Source organism: Pseudomonas sp. NUPR-002 (assembly GCF_056322725.1).
On the sequence record NZ_CM150476.1, the window covers coordinates 105,735 to 120,000 of the forward strand.

Consider the following 14,266-nt stretch of genomic DNA (forward strand, 5'->3'; position numbering starts at 1 on the left):
GCCTGATGACAGGCGATTTTTACCAGTGCTCACTTAAGCTGTAGTCGGCCCTAAGGCTTGGCGCCAGCATCGCATAGCCAGTGCAGGCTTTGAAACAAAAGCGTCATGAAAACAAATGAAAAAGGGCCCCGCAGGGCCCTTTTTAGCAGACGCTCCGGATTACTGACCCGGAATGTCCTTGCGAAGTTTCACTGGCTCGCCTTGTTCCTGGTTTTTCTTCCGGGCAATCGCGGTGCGCATCTTGATGTTGATGGCCTCGACTGCCAGGGAGAATGCCATGGCGAAGTACACGTAGCCTTTTGGTACATGCACATCGAAGGCCTCAGCGATCAGCACCGTACCCACCACGATCAGGAACGACAGCGCGAGCATCTTCAGCGAAGGATGCTTGTCGATGAAGTTACTGATGGCACCAGCGCAGAGCATCATCACCAGTACGGCGACAACGATCGCGGCGATCATCACCGGCACATGGGAAACCATACCGACTGCGGTGATCACCGAGTCCAGCGAGAACACGATATCGATGATGGCAATCTGGATGATGGTGTACAGGAACTTGCCGCCTGCACCGCTCGGCCCTTCATGGGTTTCATCCTCGCCTTCCAGGCCGTGGTAGATCTCCTGGGAGCTTTTCCACAGCAGGAACAGGCCACCGAAGAACAGGATCAGGTCGCGCCCGGAAATGCCCTGGTCGAACACCACGAACAGGTCGGCGGTCAGGCGCATGACCCAGGTGATCGACAGCAACAGCAGAATACGCGTGACCATGGCCAGGGCCAGGCCGAAAATCCGGGTGCGTTGCTGCATATGCTTGGGCATACGGCTGACCAGGATCGAGATCATGATGATGTTGTCGATGCCGAGAACGATCTCAAGAGCCGTCAAGGTAAAAAAGGCAACCCAGATTTCTGGGCTGGTCAGCCATTCCATGTGTATTCCTTCGCGCAATCAGTGCAGAGCGCCCGGGCAAAGGGCGCCGCTGCGGTTGGATGAAACCGTAGTTTTATAGGCTGCTGAACAGTGGGAAAATTCCCATCATCAGCGCGGCGAACATTATGCACAGGCAGACCAGTACTGCCCACTTCAGGGTGAAGCGTTGATGATCGCCGAAGTCGATACCAGCCAAGGCCACTAACAGATACGTAGAGGGTACCAGCGGGCTGAGCAGGTGTACGGGTTGGCCGACGATCGACGCCCGGGCCATTTCCACTGGCGAAATACCGTAATGGCTGGCCGCTTCGGACAACACAGGCAGCACGCCGTAGTAGAAGGCATCGTTGGACATAAAGAAGGTAAACGGCATGCTGACGATTGCAGTGATCACCGCCAGGTAAGGGCCCAGGGCTTCAGGAATCACCGCCAGCAGGCTCTTGGACATGGCCTCGACCATGCCGGTACCGGAGAGAATACCGGTGAAGATACCCGCCGCGAAAATCAGCCCGACGACCGCCAGAACGTTGCCGGAGTGGGCGGCAACGCGCTCTTTCTGCATTTGCAGGCACGGGTAGTTGACGATCATGGCGATACTGAACGCGACCATGAACAGCACCGGCAGTGGCAGCAGGCCTGCGACCAGGGCAACCATCAATGCTGCAGTCAGGGCGCCGTTGAACCAGATCATTTTCGGGCGACGCGCATCGGGGAACTGCGAAACGCTGATCTCGCTGTGGTTGATCTCGTCACCCGGCAGGTGCAACTCGCCCAGGCGAGCGCGTTCACGCTTACCGTACATGTAGGCGATGGCAAGAATTGCCAGCACGCCCGCCAGCATCGCCGGGATCATCGGTACGAAAACATCCGACGGGTCGACATGCAGGGCACTGGCCGCACGGGCCGTTGGGCCGCCCCACGGGGTCATGTTCATCACCCCGCCCGCCAGAATGATCAGGCCGGCCATGATTCGCGGGCTCATGCCCAGGCGGCTGTACAGCGGCAGCATGGCGGCCACGCAGATCATGTAGGTGGTGGCGCCATCACCGTCCATCGAGACCACCAGCGCCAGCACAGCGGTGCCTACCGACACCTTCAGCGGGTCGCCTTTGACCATCTTGAGGATCTTGCGCACGGCCGGGTCGAACAGACCGGAGTCGATCATCAGGCCGAAGTACAGGATGGCGAACATCAACATCACCCCGGTTGGGGCCAGTTTGGTGATGCCTTGCAGCATCATTGGGCCGATATCGCCCGAAAAGCCGCCGAACAGGGCGAACAGGATCGGTACCAGAATCAGGGCGATCAAGGCCGACAGGCGCTTGGTCATGATCAGGTACATGAAGGTGATGACCATGGCAAAGCCGAGGAAGGTCAGCATGGGAGTACTCCAGGCGTTTCGCGTCGAATTGAGAACGGGTCGGGCGGATCAGCGCGCGAGGCGCGGCGCATGGAATAACGGAGGGCGTGCAGCGAGGAGGCGGTTGTAGGCAAACATCAGAATCACCATTGTTGTTGTTAATTGGGCCGGGCGCTGTACAAGAAGTCAGGTGCCCTGGCTGACCGGTCTGTGCCGGTAGTGGCGGTAATCCTAAGGTGGCAAGCTTTCAGCCAGCTTTCGCTGGCCCTAAGGCGACGAGAGGTGCATTGTTATTGTTCGGCAACGTGGCAGGAGGGGCATGCCATGCATCAGACGTACGAAGGCGGCTGCCATTGCGGCGCCTTGAGATACCGGGTTCGTGGGCCTCTGACAGACGTCGCGCACTGTCATTGCTCAGTGTGCCGACGTGTCAGTGGTGGTCTGCTGGTGACTTGGGCCACCCTGCCCTGCAGTGACTTCCAGTGGCTGAGCGGTACGCCGCAATGCTACGACTCGTCGCCCAGTTGCGTGCGTTACTTCTGCAGTCGCTGTGGCAGCCACCTGGCGCTGACCACAGACCTGAGCCCGGAAACCATCGACATCACCATTACCACCCTGGATCAGCCGGAAGTGGCCCAGCCGCAAAAACACATCTGGACTAGCAGCCGTTTGCCTTGGTTGCACCTGGATGAACACCTGCCAGGCGAGGACGAAGAAGCGCTTTAACGCAGCAGCTTCAAGGCAGTTGCAGGCCGCCGGCTGCTTTGTGCAGGGCGCGCAGGTGCTCGCCGACCTGCTTGATATTGGCCTCGACTGCGTTGATTTCCGCTGCCCGGGCTGGGCCCAGCAGTGCCCGCACTTCTTTGTCCAGGTCAGTGGTGAGTAGCTGCAGCTGTTGTTGGCGCTGGGTGGACTCGCTGATCAACAGTTGTTGTTCACTGGCCTGTGGCAAGCCGTAGCCGCTGTTGCCCAGCAGTTCCGCTGGCCGACTGAGGAAGCCGCTGTTGGCAAGAATTTGCTGCAGGGTGCCGTTGGCCTTGGCGACGCTGGCGTCGTTCGCATCCCGCCCGCTCAGATAGCGCTGCTTGACCTCGTCCTGAGCCAGCAGCAATTGCTGGCGCAAGCTGGCCTGTTCCAGCAGCAGCAAGGCCGCACTGGTGCGCAGGTCGGCACGTTCAAACCATTGCTGGCGTTGCTTGGCAGGCTGCTCAAGCCAGGCTTCAACAGTGTCCTGAGGGATCGGCAGCTGCTTCTTCAGCACCATGAACATGGCTTGATAGCGGTCACGGTAGGAGTCGAAGCGGTAGCCCAGGCGCAGCGCTTCGCGTGGGTCATCAAGCACGCTGGTATCGGCCAGGCCACGCCCTTGCAGCACTTCGAGCAAACCGTTGGGCATGATGTTGTCCAGGTCTGTCAGGCGCGGGTTGGCGGTGCCGCTGCGCAGCAGTTTGAGGGTCTCTACCGCGCAGTTGTTGGACAGGAAGTAGTAGTTGCCGTCGTAGCTCCAATGCATCTCGGCGGCCTGGCGCACCAGGTTTTCCAGCTCGTCGCGGTTCAGCTTGAGGGGGATCGAGGCAAGGCTACGCAGCTCGGTCTTGGTGTATTCATCGATGACCTGAGCCAATGGCAGTACAAACAGGCGTGAGGGATACGCACCTGTCAGCCCGTCCCAGCTCGACAGCTGCACATCGTTGACGAAGGCGCGGTACGACAGCACCAAGTGCTGGTCGAGGTCGAGACGGCAATCAGGGCCACGTGGCCGCCCCGGTGCACAGATGACCAGGCGCAACATGCTGTGCCCCCAGCGGCTGACCAGATTCTGGTTGGCCTCGGCCAGCAGGTAATCGACGGCATACACCCGTTCTGGATCGATTTCACCCAGGGGGGCCTTGGCAAAATCGTTGCCGGCATTGAGGAACGGCAACGCCTTGGCACAGGCCGGATGCTCAGGTGCCCAGTCGAAGTGGGCTTTCAGATAACTGTGCAGGGCTGGCCGACGGCACGCGAAGCTCGGGTCTAGGAGGAAATACTCCATGTTGACCGCAATGAATTCCTTGGGGCTGCTCAGCTCATAACTGTCGGGGCTGCGGGCCACCTGACGGTTATGCTGCTCGCGCTCCCCTCGCCTGCCGACATATTGCGGCCAGCCAGCAAGGTCGAGCAGGCGTGGATCATCGCTGAGGGTGAAGCGCCGTTCGGTTTGGCCACGGCATTCTTCGGGCAGGCCAACCTTGCCCTGGCTGCTCAACAGCCGGGTGCAACGAGTGATCAGGTGACGTTCGGTGCCTTGCCAGAGGCGTGCGCGATCATAAATGTGGGTCAGCTCATGCAGCACCGTAGCCAGTAGCTCTTGGCGCACAGTGCCATGCGGGCGGCCAGTCTTGCTGGTGGCAGCGCTGCCATCGGTGAGTGCGGGCAGCAGCCGACGGTTGAGCTCCAGGGTGGATACCAGCGATGCCTGGCCATAGGCATCTTCTGGCATCTTGGTGCCCCAGCTCACGCGGATACGGCGATCAAGCCGGGTTTTGAAGCCAGGCGGCAACGCCTGCATGGCTTCGTCCAGCAGCGCCTGACTGGCACGCTGCTGTGCAGGGTTCAGACCTTCAGTCTGAAGTTGCAGCTGCAGATCGGCCAGTACAGGGCCACCCAATAGCGTCAGGAAGCTACCGAGCAGCCAGGCGCGCAGGGCTTTCACAGGGCGAGAATGGCTTCAGCCAGGACCTGATCGCTGGCCTCGCGTGCTTCAGGCACACGCTGGCGCAGGGTGTTGAACGCGGACTCTAGCTGCGAACCACGAATTTCACCGTTGCTGGCAACGTAGCTGGCGGCGTCGTCACGGGCTTCACGCACGACTTTGGAGTCACGGATGGAGGTGGTGGTGTCGGAGGTGAAGTCGATCGAGCGGCCGAAAGCGCGAACGATGATATTGCTGGTGGCCACCAGGGTTTGTGCCTGGGCTACATCGGCCAGCAACATAAGGCCAAGGGTGGCGGCAATCAGCGGGTTACGCATGGAGCATCTCCGGAAGAACAAGGGTAATCATTGGACGAGAATTGCCTGCGCCAGTTCAAGGTCGCTGGCATGAAGTTTGAGGTTGGCCTGACGAACCTGGCTCAAGGCTGCCTGTAACCGGGCGCCGCGCAGTTGGCCATCGGTTGCGACAAACACCGCAGCGTCATCCTGGGCATCGTGCAGCAGTTTGCGATCGAAGGGTGCTGAAGTCACCTTGCTGGTGACGTAGCCACTGACGACAAGGTTGTTGGTGGTGAGGTCCAGGGCCTGAGCGGCACTGCTCCAGCAAAGCACAAGCAACAGCAATGACAGATAACGCATGGGTCTCGTTAGGCTGGTGAATCAGGCAGCAAAGGCTATCCCAATGCGCTGGCGAGGGCCAGCGCAGGGTACCCGGCTTCATTGCATGTTGTTACATGTTCGAAGCCGGATTCAGGCAGTGTTACAGCGCCAGGATAGCCTGAGCCAGTTGCGCGTCGCTGGCCTGCAGGCTTGGGGCCTGCTGACGAATGTGAGCGAAAGCGCTTTCGAGTTTCACACCGCGGATATCGCCTTGGCTGGCAACGAAGCTGGCGGCGTCGTCGCGGGCAGCGCGGACGATTTTGTCGTCACGGAACGAAGAAGAAACGTCGGATGTCGCATCGGTAGAGGCAGCAACACCGCGGACGATGGTGTCAGTGGTTACGACGAAGCTGGTGGCGTTGGCAGTGGAAGCCAGGGTGAGCACCAGTGCGGCGCCAAACAAGCGGGTACGGAACATGGTCGATCTCCTGATTGGACGGGCTCTTTGTGTCAGACGCACGCTCAGCTGGTTTCGCTACTTTTACCAAGCTGGGTGCTGTAAGGGTATCACGCGGTGAGCGTCTGCGAGTTGGACAAGGTAACGGCGATATTTATCAACTGTACCTATAAAAAATAACTCTTTGGAAACTGTACTTGTTTGGTAAGCAGCCGCTCTATTTCGGGGCTTCAGAATGACAAAACCCGTCAGCAGTGACCTGCGACGGGTTTTGTAGAATTCGAGGTGCCGGCGTTGGCCGGCGAGCCCTGCATTAACGCCAGAACGGCTTGCTCAGCTCTTCGTAGCGTTGTGCTTCGCTGATGCCGGCATCGGCCAGCAGACGCGAATCCAGGCGGGCCAACTGGTGGCGGCTGGCGATGCGGCGTTGCCACAGCATCAGGTTAGCCAGCAGGCGCAGTGGCAGCGCGGCCTGGGATTGTTTTTCGGAGCGTTCGAAAACCAGATCGGAACTGAGGGTACGTTCCATGATGTCATCCTTCCGCTTGTGGCGGCATTAGGTAGTGATTTAACTGATGCCAATGATCCTCCTCTGTTGACCATAACAGTAGATACAGTTCACCTACATTGTGATGGGCCAGTTAACTGTTTTACGGCACTGTTGCACTTCAAATAGGCGTAACTGTACTGGTCGGCACCGATCTGGTGCATTTTTGTGCAGGTAGAGGTCGTAGGAAGGGAAATGCGGGGGCAAAACACCGGTACAGTAGAACAGTTTTTGATTTTGAACTGTACCTAGGATTCAGCCGGTGGGCATTGCGCGCCACCGACTGAACGCTGCGTGGTCTTAGCTGGCGAGCATGCGACCGGTCTCTTCCAGGTTTTCGTGCCACGCCAAGGCTTCGCGCAGGATGTGCGGAGTATGGCCGCCACGCTCGCAAGCGCGGTTGAAGTAGTCGTTCAACGCTTCGCGATAGTCTGGGTGTACACAGTTGTCGATGATCACGCGGGCACGTTCACGTGGCGCCAGGCCGCGCAAATCGGCCAGGCCTTGTTCGGTCACGAGGATGTCGACGTCATGCTCGGTGTGGTCAACGTGGCTGACCATCGGCACTACGCTGGAGATCGCGCCGCCCTTGGCAATCGACTTGGTGACGAAGATCGCCAGGTGAGCGTTGCGGGCGAAGTCGCCGGAACCGCCGATGCCGTTCATCATCCGGGTGCCGCAGACGTGCGTGGAGTTGACGTTGCCGTACAGGTCGAACTCAAGGGCAGTGTTGATGCCGATGATGCCCAGGCGACGAACGACTTCCGGGTGGTTGGAGATTTCCTGAGGGCGCAGCACCAGCTTGTCTTTGTAGTGCTCCAGGTTACCGAACACGTCAGCGTTGCGGCGGCTCGACAGGGTGATGGAGCTGCCCGAGGCAAAGCTCAGTTTGCCAGCGTCGATCAGGTCGAAGGTCGAATCCTGCAGTACTTCGGAGTACATGGTCAGGTCTTCGAACGGCGAGTCGATCAGGCCGCACATGACCGCGTTGGCAATGCTGCCGATACCAGCTTGCAGCGGGCCGAGCTTGTTGGTCATGCGCCCTGCCGCCACTTCCTGCTTGAAGAAGTTGATCAGGTGGTTGGCGATGCCTTGGGTTTCATCGTCTGGCGGCAGTACGGTAGACGGTGAGTCCGGCTGCTCGGTGATGACGATGCCGACAATTTTGGCCGGATCGATCGGGATCGCGGTGCTGCCGATGCGATCATCGACTTTTACCAGCGGGATCGGCGTGCGGGTTGGCCGGTAGGTCGGGATGTAGATGTCGTGCAGGCCTTCCAGGTTGGCGTTATGGGCCATGTTGATCTCGACGATCACCTGTTTGGCGAAAATCGCGAAGCTGGCCGAGTTACCCACCGACGTGGTCGGTACGATGTGGCCTTGTTCGGTGATGGCGACGGCTTCGATAACCGCGATGTCCGGCAGTTTCAGTTGCTGGTTACGCAGTTGTTCCACGGTTTCCGACAGGTGCTGGTCAATGAACATGACCTTGCCATCGTTGATGGCCTTGCGCAGGGTGCTGTCGACCTGGAATGGCATACGGCGGGCCAGTACACCGGCTTCGGTCAGTTCCTTGTCCAGGTCGTTGCCCAGGCTGGCGCCGGTCATCAGGCTGATTTGCAGCGGTGATTGCTTGGCACGTTCGGCCAGTGCATGCGGCACCGCCTTGGCTTCGCCGGCGCGGGTAAAACCGCTCATGCCGACGGTCATGCCGTCCTCGATCAGGCCAGCGGCATCAGCCGCACTCATTACCTTGCTGTGCAGGGAGGACAAGCGGATACGATCACGGTACATGGATTGTTATCTCAGGCTACTAAAGCTAGATGCGCAGTCTAGTGATTTAGCAGCCCGGCGTCCCGCGACCAAGGTCGAATGCTCAGCCATGAAATAGAGCCTTCCGTCGGCGGGCCGGGCATTAAAAAGCCCCAGCCGGTACCGCGCTGGGGCTAATTGTCACAGGCCTGAAACGACTCAGTCGACAGCCTTGACCATGTCTTCGATGACCTTCTTGGCGTCACCGAAAACCATCATGGTTTTGTCCAGATAGAACAATTCGTTATCAAGGCCTGCATAGCCACTGGCCATGGAGCGCTTGTTGACGATGATGGTCTTGGCCTTGAACGCTTCAAGAATCGGCATGCCGGCGATCGGCGACTTCGGATCGTTCTTCGCCGCCGGGTTGACCACGTCGTTGGCGCCGAGCACCAGCACCACGTCGGCTTGGCCGAACTCGGAGTTGATGTCTTCCATCTCGAACACCTGGTCGTACGGCACTTCAGCTTCGGCCAACAGCACGTTCATGTGCCCAGGCATACGCCCTGCCACCGGGTGAATCGCGTAGCGCACCGTCACACCGTTGTGGGTCAGCTTCTCGGTCAGTTCCTTGAGCGCGTGCTGGGCACGCGCCACCGCCAGGCCGTAGCCAGGCACGATGATCACCGAGTCGGCATTGCTGAGCAGGAAGGTGGCGTCGTCGGCCGAGCCGGATTTGACCGGGCGAGCCTCTTGCGCACCGGCCGGGCCGCCGGCATCTGCAGCGCCACCGAAGCCACCGAGAATCACGTTGAAGAACGAGCGGTTCATCGCCTTGCACATAATGTACGAGAGGATGGCACCGGACGAACCCACCAAGGAGCCTGCAATGATCAGCATCGAGTTGTTCAGCGAGAAGCCGATACCGGCCGCCGCCCAGCCCGAATAGCTGTTGAGCATCGACACCACCACCGGCATGTCGGCGCCGCCAATCGGGATGATGATCAGCACGCCCATGATGAAGGCCAGGATCAGCATCAGGGCAAAGGCGCTGTAGCTACCGGTGAAGGTGAAGACCAGGCCCAGGCCAATCGTTGCCAGACCCAGGACCAGGTTGAGCTTGTGCTGGCCGCTGAACTGTACCGGTGCGCCCTGGAACAGGCGGAACTTGTACTTGCCCGACAGTTTGCCGAAGGCGATGACCGAACCGGAGAAGGTGATCGCACCAATCGCCGCGCCAAGGAACAGCTCCAGGCGGTTACCGGTCGGGATCGGGTCGCTGATGTTGGAGACAATGCCCAGCGACTGCGGCTCGACCACCGCAGCAATGGCAATGAACACCGCCGCCAGACCGATCATGCTGTGCATGAATGCAACCAGCTCAGGCATCTTGGTCATTTCAACGCGTTTGGCCATGATCGAGCCAGCCGAGCCGCCCACCAACAGGCCAACAATGACGTAGCCGATGCCATCAGTAGCCAGCTCTGCGCCCAGCTTGTAGATCAAGCCGACGGTAGTGACGATCGCCAGGGCCATGCCGAGCATGCCGAACAGGTTGCCACGCCGCGAGGTGGTCGGGTGCGACAGGCCCTTGAGCGCCTGGATGAAGCACACCGAGGCGACGAGGTAGAGAAGTGTTACCAGGTTCATGCTCATGTTTACTGCTTCCCCTCAGCCTTTGCGGCTTTCTTCTTGAACATCTCCAGCATGCGCCGGGTGACGAGGAATCCACCGAATACGTTGACCGCTGCCAAGGCGACCGCGAGGGTGCCCATGATCTTGCCCAGCGGGGTTACGGTCAGGGCGGCAGCCAGCATGGCGCCGACGATGACGATGGCGGAAATGGCGTTGGTGACCGCCATCAGAGGGGTATGCAGTGCTGGGGTGACGTTCCACACCACGTGATAACCGACATAGATCGCCAGCACGAAAATGATCAGGTTATAGACGCCGTGAGAGATCAGCATGTCTTCCATTGTCTGGCTCCTTATCCGTTCTTGCGGATGATCTGGCCGTCGCGGCACATCAGGCACGCGGCGACGATATCGTCTTCGAGGTTGATCACCAGTTCGCCATCTTTGGTGAACAGCAGCTTGGTGAAGTCGAGCAGGTTACGGGCGTACAGCGCCGAAGCATCTGCACCGACCTGCGCCGGCAGGTTGGTCGGGCCGACGATGGTCACGCCCTGCTCTACCACCACCTGGTCAGCGACCGTCAGCGGGCAGTTGCCGCCCTGGGCGGCCGCGAGGTCAATGACCACCGAACCTGGCTTCATCTGCGCAACGGTTTCGGCGCTGAGCAAGGTGGGCGCCTTGCGCCCGGGGATCAGTGCGGTGGTAATGACGATATCGGCCTGTTTGGCGCGCTCGTGCACGGCCTGGGCCTGGCGTTGCATCCAGCTGGCCGGCATCGGGCGGGCATAGCCGCCGACACCTTCGGCACATTCGCGCTCTTCATCGGTCTCGTACGGCACATCGATGAACTTGGCGCCCAACGACTCGATCTGCTCTTTAACCGCCGGACGCACGTCCGAGGCTTCGATCACTGCACCCAGACGCTTGGCGGTGGCAATGGCCTGCAGACCAGCAACGCCTGCACCCAGAATCAACACGCGCGCGGCTTTTACCGTGCCGGCTGCGGTCATCAGCATCGGCATGAAGCGCGGATAGTGATGAGCGGCGAGCAGCACGGCTTTATAACCGGCAATGTTGGCTTGCGAGGACAGCACGTCGAGGCTCTGCGCCCGTGAAGTGCGCGGCGCTGCTTCCAGCGCGAAGGCGGTAATGCCGCATTCAGCCATCTTGGTGATGGTGTCGTTGTTGAACGGGTTGAGCATACCCACAAGAACGCTGCCGCTCTTGATCAGGGCCAGTTCGCTATCGTTGGGAGCCACAACTTTAAGAACAAGTTGTGCACCAAACGCATCGGCAGCGCTGCCAATAATGGCGCCTGCTGCTTCATAGGCACTGTCCGGAACGCTGGCATTGATGCCGGCGCCACTCTGGACGGTGACCTTATGCCCCTGACCAATCAGTTTCTTGATGGTTTCCGGGGTTGCAGCAACCCGTGTTTCGCCCGTCTGCGTTTCGAGAGGAACACCAATGTGCACGTCAAATCTCCTGCGTGATCTTTTGTTGGTAAACCAGCGCACTGCGGATGGTGCGTCTGGGGCGGCCGATCAGCACGATCCCGCCGAATTCAGGCGGGGCGCGGCATTTTGCAGGTGATTCCTGAATTGCTTCAACATGTTTTGAAGGGTGACGGTATGCAAACTACAAGTCACCCTGTGACCGTATGTCGCAATAATAGCCCTCGAGCCCGTCAAATACGGGCGTTAGGGAGATTACGTTAATTTTTGAAAAGATTCCGCCGATTTATCCAAAACCCGTAACAAAAACGCGATTTATGCCGTGAAAGCCGCATAGAACAAAGGGTTAATGGGCTTTGAGGGGGTGTCAAAACAGTTGTACGAATTGCGACATTTACGTACATCTGTAGGGTTCGAGTTTTGCTGACTACGGGGTCAGGTTATAGCTATCGTCCTTATGCTCTGCGGTGTAGCGCTCTGCTTGCTCGATCAGCCAATCGCGGAAAGCCCGCAATGAAGCCGATTCGACCTTGCGCTCCGGAATCATCAGGTAATAGGCCTTGATGCTTGACAGGCCGTGACGATTGGCCACAGCCAGGCGCCCTTCGGCCAGTTCACGCTGAATCAGGAACGGTGGAATGAGCGCTATACCCATCTCATGCATGGCTGCCTGCGCCAACATCGAGAATAGCTCATAGCGCGGGCCAGTCATGTCGCGGGTAACGTGCATATCCAGACTGTTGAACCATTGGCGCCAGGCATAGGGGCGTGTGGTTTGCTGAAGCAGCGGCAGCTGGGCGATCTGCTTGGCGTCCAACTGCCCTGCTCCTCCCAGTAAGTTTGGGCTGCACACAGGTACCGGGTTCTCGCCCATCAGGCGGTGGGACTGTGTACCGGACCAATCGGCATCGCCGAAATAGATCGCGGCATCAAAAGGTGTGTCGGCAAAAAGGAACGGCCGGGTACGGTTGGTCAGGTTGACCGTCACATCCGGATGGCGCTGCTGGAAGTCCTTGAGCCTGGGCAGCAGCCATTGGGTGCCGAAGGTCGGTACCACCGCCAGCTCGATCACATTGGCGCCCTGCTGGCGCATGACCGACAGCGTGTCGCGTTCTACCGCATCCAACTGCGTGGCCACCTGTCGGCTATAGGAAAGCCCCGCTTCAGTGAGCTTCACCCCGCGGCGTGAGCGGCGAAACAGTTCGACATTGAGAAACTCCTCCAGCCCGGCAATTTGCCGACATACGGCGCCCTGAGTCAGGGACAACTCTTGCGAAGCCTTGGTAAAGCTCTCGTGGCGGGCGGCTGCCTCGAAGCAGACCAGGGCGGCAGTGCTGGGGATCTTTCGGCGCATGTACGTCAACCTCACTAATAAGGCGTAAAGATGGCCTTCGCGCCGATTACGGAGTGAGAAATTATCACAAGAGTATGCGTATTCCTCGTTTGTCTCGTCGGCTGATCAGGCCTAGGATCAATGCACAACAACTCTGGTCCCATTTTTCGAGGATTCACTCATGGCCGGTAAAGCAAGCTTCAACTGGATCGACCCGCTGTTGCTCGACCAACAGCTCACTGAAGAAGAGCGCATGGTGCGTGACAGCGCTTATCAGTTCGCCCAGGACAAGTTGGCGCCGCGCGTGCTGGAAGCATTCCGCCATGAGCAAACCGACCCGGCGATCTTTCGCGAAATGGGCGAAGTCGGCCTGCTCGGCGCAACCATCCCCGAGCAGTACGGTGGCAGCGGCCTGAATTACGTGTGCTACGGCTTGATCGCTCGTGAAGTTGAGCGCATCGACTCCGGCTACCGTTCGATGATGAGCGTGCAGTCTTCCCTGGTTATGGTGCCGATCAACGAATTCGGCTCTGAAGCCACAAAACAGAAGTACCTGCCCAAGCTGGCTAGCGGCGAATGGATTGGTTGCTTCGGTCTGACCGAGCCTGACCATGGCTCCGATCCAGGCTCGATGATCACCCGGGCGAAGAAAGTCGACGGTGGCTATCGCCTGACCGGCAACAAAATGTGGATCACCAACAGCCCGATCGCTGATGTGTTTGTGGTGTGGGCCAAGGACGATGCCGGCGATATCCGTGGCTTCGTGCTTGAAAAAGGCTGGCAAGGCCTGAGTGCTCCGGCGATTCACGGCAAGGTGGGCCTGCGTGCCTCCATCACCGGTGAAATCGTGATGGACAACGTTTTTGTACCGGAAGAAAACATCTTCCCGGACGTGCGTGGCTTGAAAGGCCCGTTCACCTGCCTGAACTCTGCGCGTTATGGCATCTCCTGGGGCGCCCTGGGTGCCGCGGAAGCCTGCTGGCACACCGCTCGCCAGTACACCCTGGACCGTAAGCAGTTCGGTCGCCCTCTGGCCGCCAACCAGCTGATCCAGAAGAAACTGGCTGACATGCAGACCGAGATTACTCTGGCCCTGCAAGGCTGCCTGCGCCTGGGGCGGATGAAAGATGAAGGGAGCGCGGCGGTCGAAATCACCTCGATCATGAAGCGCAACTCCTGCGGTAAAGCCCTGGATATCGCCCGTCTGGCGCGTGACATGCTGGGCGGCAACGGTATCTCCGACGAGTTCGGCGTAGCCCGTCACCTGGTCAACCTGGAAGTGGTCAATACCTATGAAGGTACCCACGACGTGCACGCGCTGATCCTTGGTCGTGCCCAAACCGGCATCCAGGCCTTCTACTAATAAGGAGCCAGCCCATGGGCGCGCTATCTCATCTGCGGGTGCTTGATTTGTCGCGAGTACTGGCCGGGCCGTGGTCCGGGCAGATCCTCGCTGACCTGGGGGCCGAAGTCATCAAGGTCGAGCGCCCGGGAACCGGCGA

General features: G+C 59.3%; 15 protein-coding genes (1 of these 15 running past the window's edge). 3 read left to right on the forward strand and 12 right to left on the reverse strand.

The window, feature by feature from the left end; all coding sequences use genetic code 11:
* Positions 1 to 159: 159 nt before the first annotated feature.
* Together ACVWSC_RS00500 and ACVWSC_RS00505 are read right to left on the reverse strand one after the other, a co-directional pair.
* On the reverse strand, positions 160 to 933 hold the full coding sequence (locus ACVWSC_RS00500; RefSeq protein ID WP_442111248.1) for a TerC family protein: 774 nt from the start codon (positions 931 to 933) through the stop codon (positions 160 to 162).
* Between the two features lie 73 nt (positions 934 to 1,006).
* On the reverse strand, positions 1,007 to 2,314 hold the full coding sequence (locus ACVWSC_RS00505) for a CitMHS family transporter (protein ID WP_442111250.1): 1,308 nt from the start codon (positions 2,312 to 2,314) through the stop codon (positions 1,007 to 1,009).
* Between the two features lie 303 nt (positions 2,315 to 2,617).
* On the opposite strand from ACVWSC_RS00505, the gene ACVWSC_RS00510 reads away from it, so the two are divergent.
* On the forward strand, positions 2,618 to 3,019 hold the full coding sequence (locus ACVWSC_RS00510) for a GFA family protein (RefSeq protein WP_442111251.1): 402 nt from the start codon (positions 2,618 to 2,620) through the stop codon (positions 3,017 to 3,019).
* A 10-nt stretch (positions 3,020 to 3,029) separates the two neighbouring features.
* Here ACVWSC_RS00510 and ACVWSC_RS00515 read toward each other — a convergent pair whose 3' ends face one another.
* From ACVWSC_RS00515 to ACVWSC_RS00560, 10 genes are all read right to left on the reverse strand, one after another.
* Positions 3,030 to 4,988 carry a DUF7844 domain-containing protein gene (locus tag ACVWSC_RS00515; RefSeq protein WP_442111253.1) on the reverse strand — a complete coding sequence of 653 codons (1,959 nt, stop codon included), beginning with the start codon at positions 4,986 to 4,988 and terminating at the stop codon, positions 3,030 to 3,032.
* On the reverse strand, positions 4,985 to 5,305 hold the full coding sequence (locus tag ACVWSC_RS00520) for a DUF2388 domain-containing protein (protein ID WP_442111255.1): 321 nt from the start codon (positions 5,303 to 5,305) through the stop codon (positions 4,985 to 4,987). The genes ACVWSC_RS00515 and ACVWSC_RS00520 overlap by 4 nt, the downstream gene beginning before the upstream one ends.
* Before the next feature lie 27 nt (positions 5,306 to 5,332).
* The gene (locus ACVWSC_RS00525) at positions 5,333 to 5,626 is read right to left on the reverse strand and encodes a DUF2388 domain-containing protein (RefSeq protein ID WP_442111257.1); all 294 of its coding nucleotides are present in this window, start codon (positions 5,624 to 5,626) and stop codon (positions 5,333 to 5,335) included.
* Between the two features lie 121 nt (positions 5,627 to 5,747).
* Positions 5,748 to 6,065, reverse strand: a complete 318-nt coding sequence (locus tag ACVWSC_RS00530) for a DUF2388 domain-containing protein (protein ID WP_442111259.1) — start codon at positions 6,063 to 6,065, stop codon at positions 5,748 to 5,750.
* A gap of 292 nt (positions 6,066 to 6,357) precedes the next feature.
* Entirely contained in the window at positions 6,358 to 6,573 is a 216-nt protein-coding gene (locus ACVWSC_RS00535) for a DUF1127 domain-containing protein (RefSeq protein ID WP_442111261.1), read from the reverse strand.
* 318 nt (positions 6,574 to 6,891) lie between these two features.
* Entirely contained in the window at positions 6,892 to 8,385 is a 1,494-nt protein-coding gene (locus ACVWSC_RS00540) for an acetyl-CoA hydrolase/transferase family protein (protein ID WP_442111263.1), read from the reverse strand.
* A gap of 177 nt (positions 8,386 to 8,562) precedes the next feature.
* Positions 8,563 to 9,999: an NAD(P)(+) transhydrogenase (Re/Si-specific) subunit beta gene (locus ACVWSC_RS00545; RefSeq protein ID WP_442111265.1), complete on the reverse strand. Its 1,437-nt coding sequence runs from the start codon at positions 9,997 to 9,999 to the stop codon at positions 8,563 to 8,565.
* Between the two features lie 2 nt (positions 10,000 to 10,001).
* Complete coding sequence (locus ACVWSC_RS00550) at positions 10,002 to 10,319, reverse strand: NAD(P) transhydrogenase subunit alpha part 2 (RefSeq protein ID WP_107024308.1); 318 nt, start codon at positions 10,317 to 10,319, stop codon at positions 10,002 to 10,004.
* Positions 10,320 to 10,330: 11 nt separating this feature from the next.
* Positions 10,331 to 11,452 carry a Re/Si-specific NAD(P)(+) transhydrogenase subunit alpha gene (locus tag ACVWSC_RS00555; protein ID WP_442111268.1) on the reverse strand — a complete coding sequence of 374 codons (1,122 nt, stop codon included), beginning with the start codon at positions 11,450 to 11,452 and terminating at the stop codon, positions 10,331 to 10,333.
* A gap of 406 nt (positions 11,453 to 11,858) precedes the next feature.
* Positions 11,859 to 12,785, reverse strand: coding sequence for a LysR family transcriptional regulator (locus tag ACVWSC_RS00560; protein WP_442111270.1), 927 nt, complete (start codon positions 12,783 to 12,785; stop codon positions 11,859 to 11,861).
* A gap of 160 nt (positions 12,786 to 12,945) precedes the next feature.
* Between ACVWSC_RS00560 and ACVWSC_RS00565 the strand changes: the two genes are divergently transcribed.
* Complete coding sequence (locus ACVWSC_RS00565) at positions 12,946 to 14,127, forward strand: acyl-CoA dehydrogenase (protein ID WP_442111272.1); 1,182 nt, start codon at positions 12,946 to 12,948, stop codon at positions 14,125 to 14,127.
* Between the two features lie 14 nt (positions 14,128 to 14,141).
* Positions 14,142 to 14,266: the 5' end (the start) of a CaiB/BaiF CoA transferase family protein gene (locus ACVWSC_RS00570; RefSeq protein ID WP_442111274.1), read on the forward strand. 1,096 nt of this gene lie beyond the right edge of the window; only the first 125 of its 1,221 coding nucleotides appear in the window; the start codon lies at positions 14,142 to 14,144; its stop codon lies off the right edge, out of view.

Bases quoted from the DNA above. Each gene is read 5' to 3' on its own strand.
- ACVWSC_RS00525 (WP_442111257.1), bottom strand. From the start codon at position 5,626: ATGCGTTATCTGTCATTGCTGTTGCTTGTGCTTTGCTGGAGCAGTGCC.
- ACVWSC_RS00520 (WP_442111255.1), bottom strand. From the start codon at position 5,305: ATGCGTAACCCGCTGATTGCCGCCACCCTTGGCCTTATGTTGCTGGCC.
- ACVWSC_RS00535 (WP_442111261.1), bottom strand. From the start codon at position 6,573: ATGGAACGTACCCTCAGTTCCGATCTGGTTTTCGAACGCTCCGAAAAA.
- ACVWSC_RS00510 (WP_442111251.1), top strand. From the start codon at position 2,618: ATGCATCAGACGTACGAAGGCGGCTGCCATTGCGGCGCCTTGAGATAC.
- ACVWSC_RS00565 (WP_442111272.1), top strand. From the start codon at position 12,946: ATGGCCGGTAAAGCAAGCTTCAACTGGATCGACCCGCTGTTGCTCGAC.
- ACVWSC_RS00560 (WP_442111270.1), bottom strand. From the start codon at position 12,785: ATGCGCCGAAAGATCCCCAGCACTGCCGCCCTGGTCTGCTTCGAGGCA.
- ACVWSC_RS00505 (WP_442111250.1), bottom strand. From the start codon at position 2,314: ATGCTGACCTTCCTCGGCTTTGCCATGGTCATCACCTTCATGTACCTG.
- ACVWSC_RS00540 (WP_442111263.1), bottom strand. From the start codon at position 8,385: ATGTACCGTGATCGTATCCGCTTGTCCTCCCTGCACAGCAAGGTAATG.
- ACVWSC_RS00500 (WP_442111248.1), bottom strand. From the start codon at position 933: ATGGAATGGCTGACCAGCCCAGAAATCTGGGTTGCCTTTTTTACCTTG.
- ACVWSC_RS00550 (WP_107024308.1), bottom strand. From the start codon at position 10,319: ATGGAAGACATGCTGATCTCTCACGGCGTCTATAACCTGATCATTTTC.
- ACVWSC_RS00530 (WP_442111259.1), bottom strand. From the start codon at position 6,065: ATGTTCCGTACCCGCTTGTTTGGCGCCGCACTGGTGCTCACCCTGGCT.
- ACVWSC_RS00545 (WP_442111265.1), bottom strand. From the start codon at position 9,999: ATGAGCATGAACCTGGTAACACTTCTCTACCTCGTCGCCTCGGTGTGC.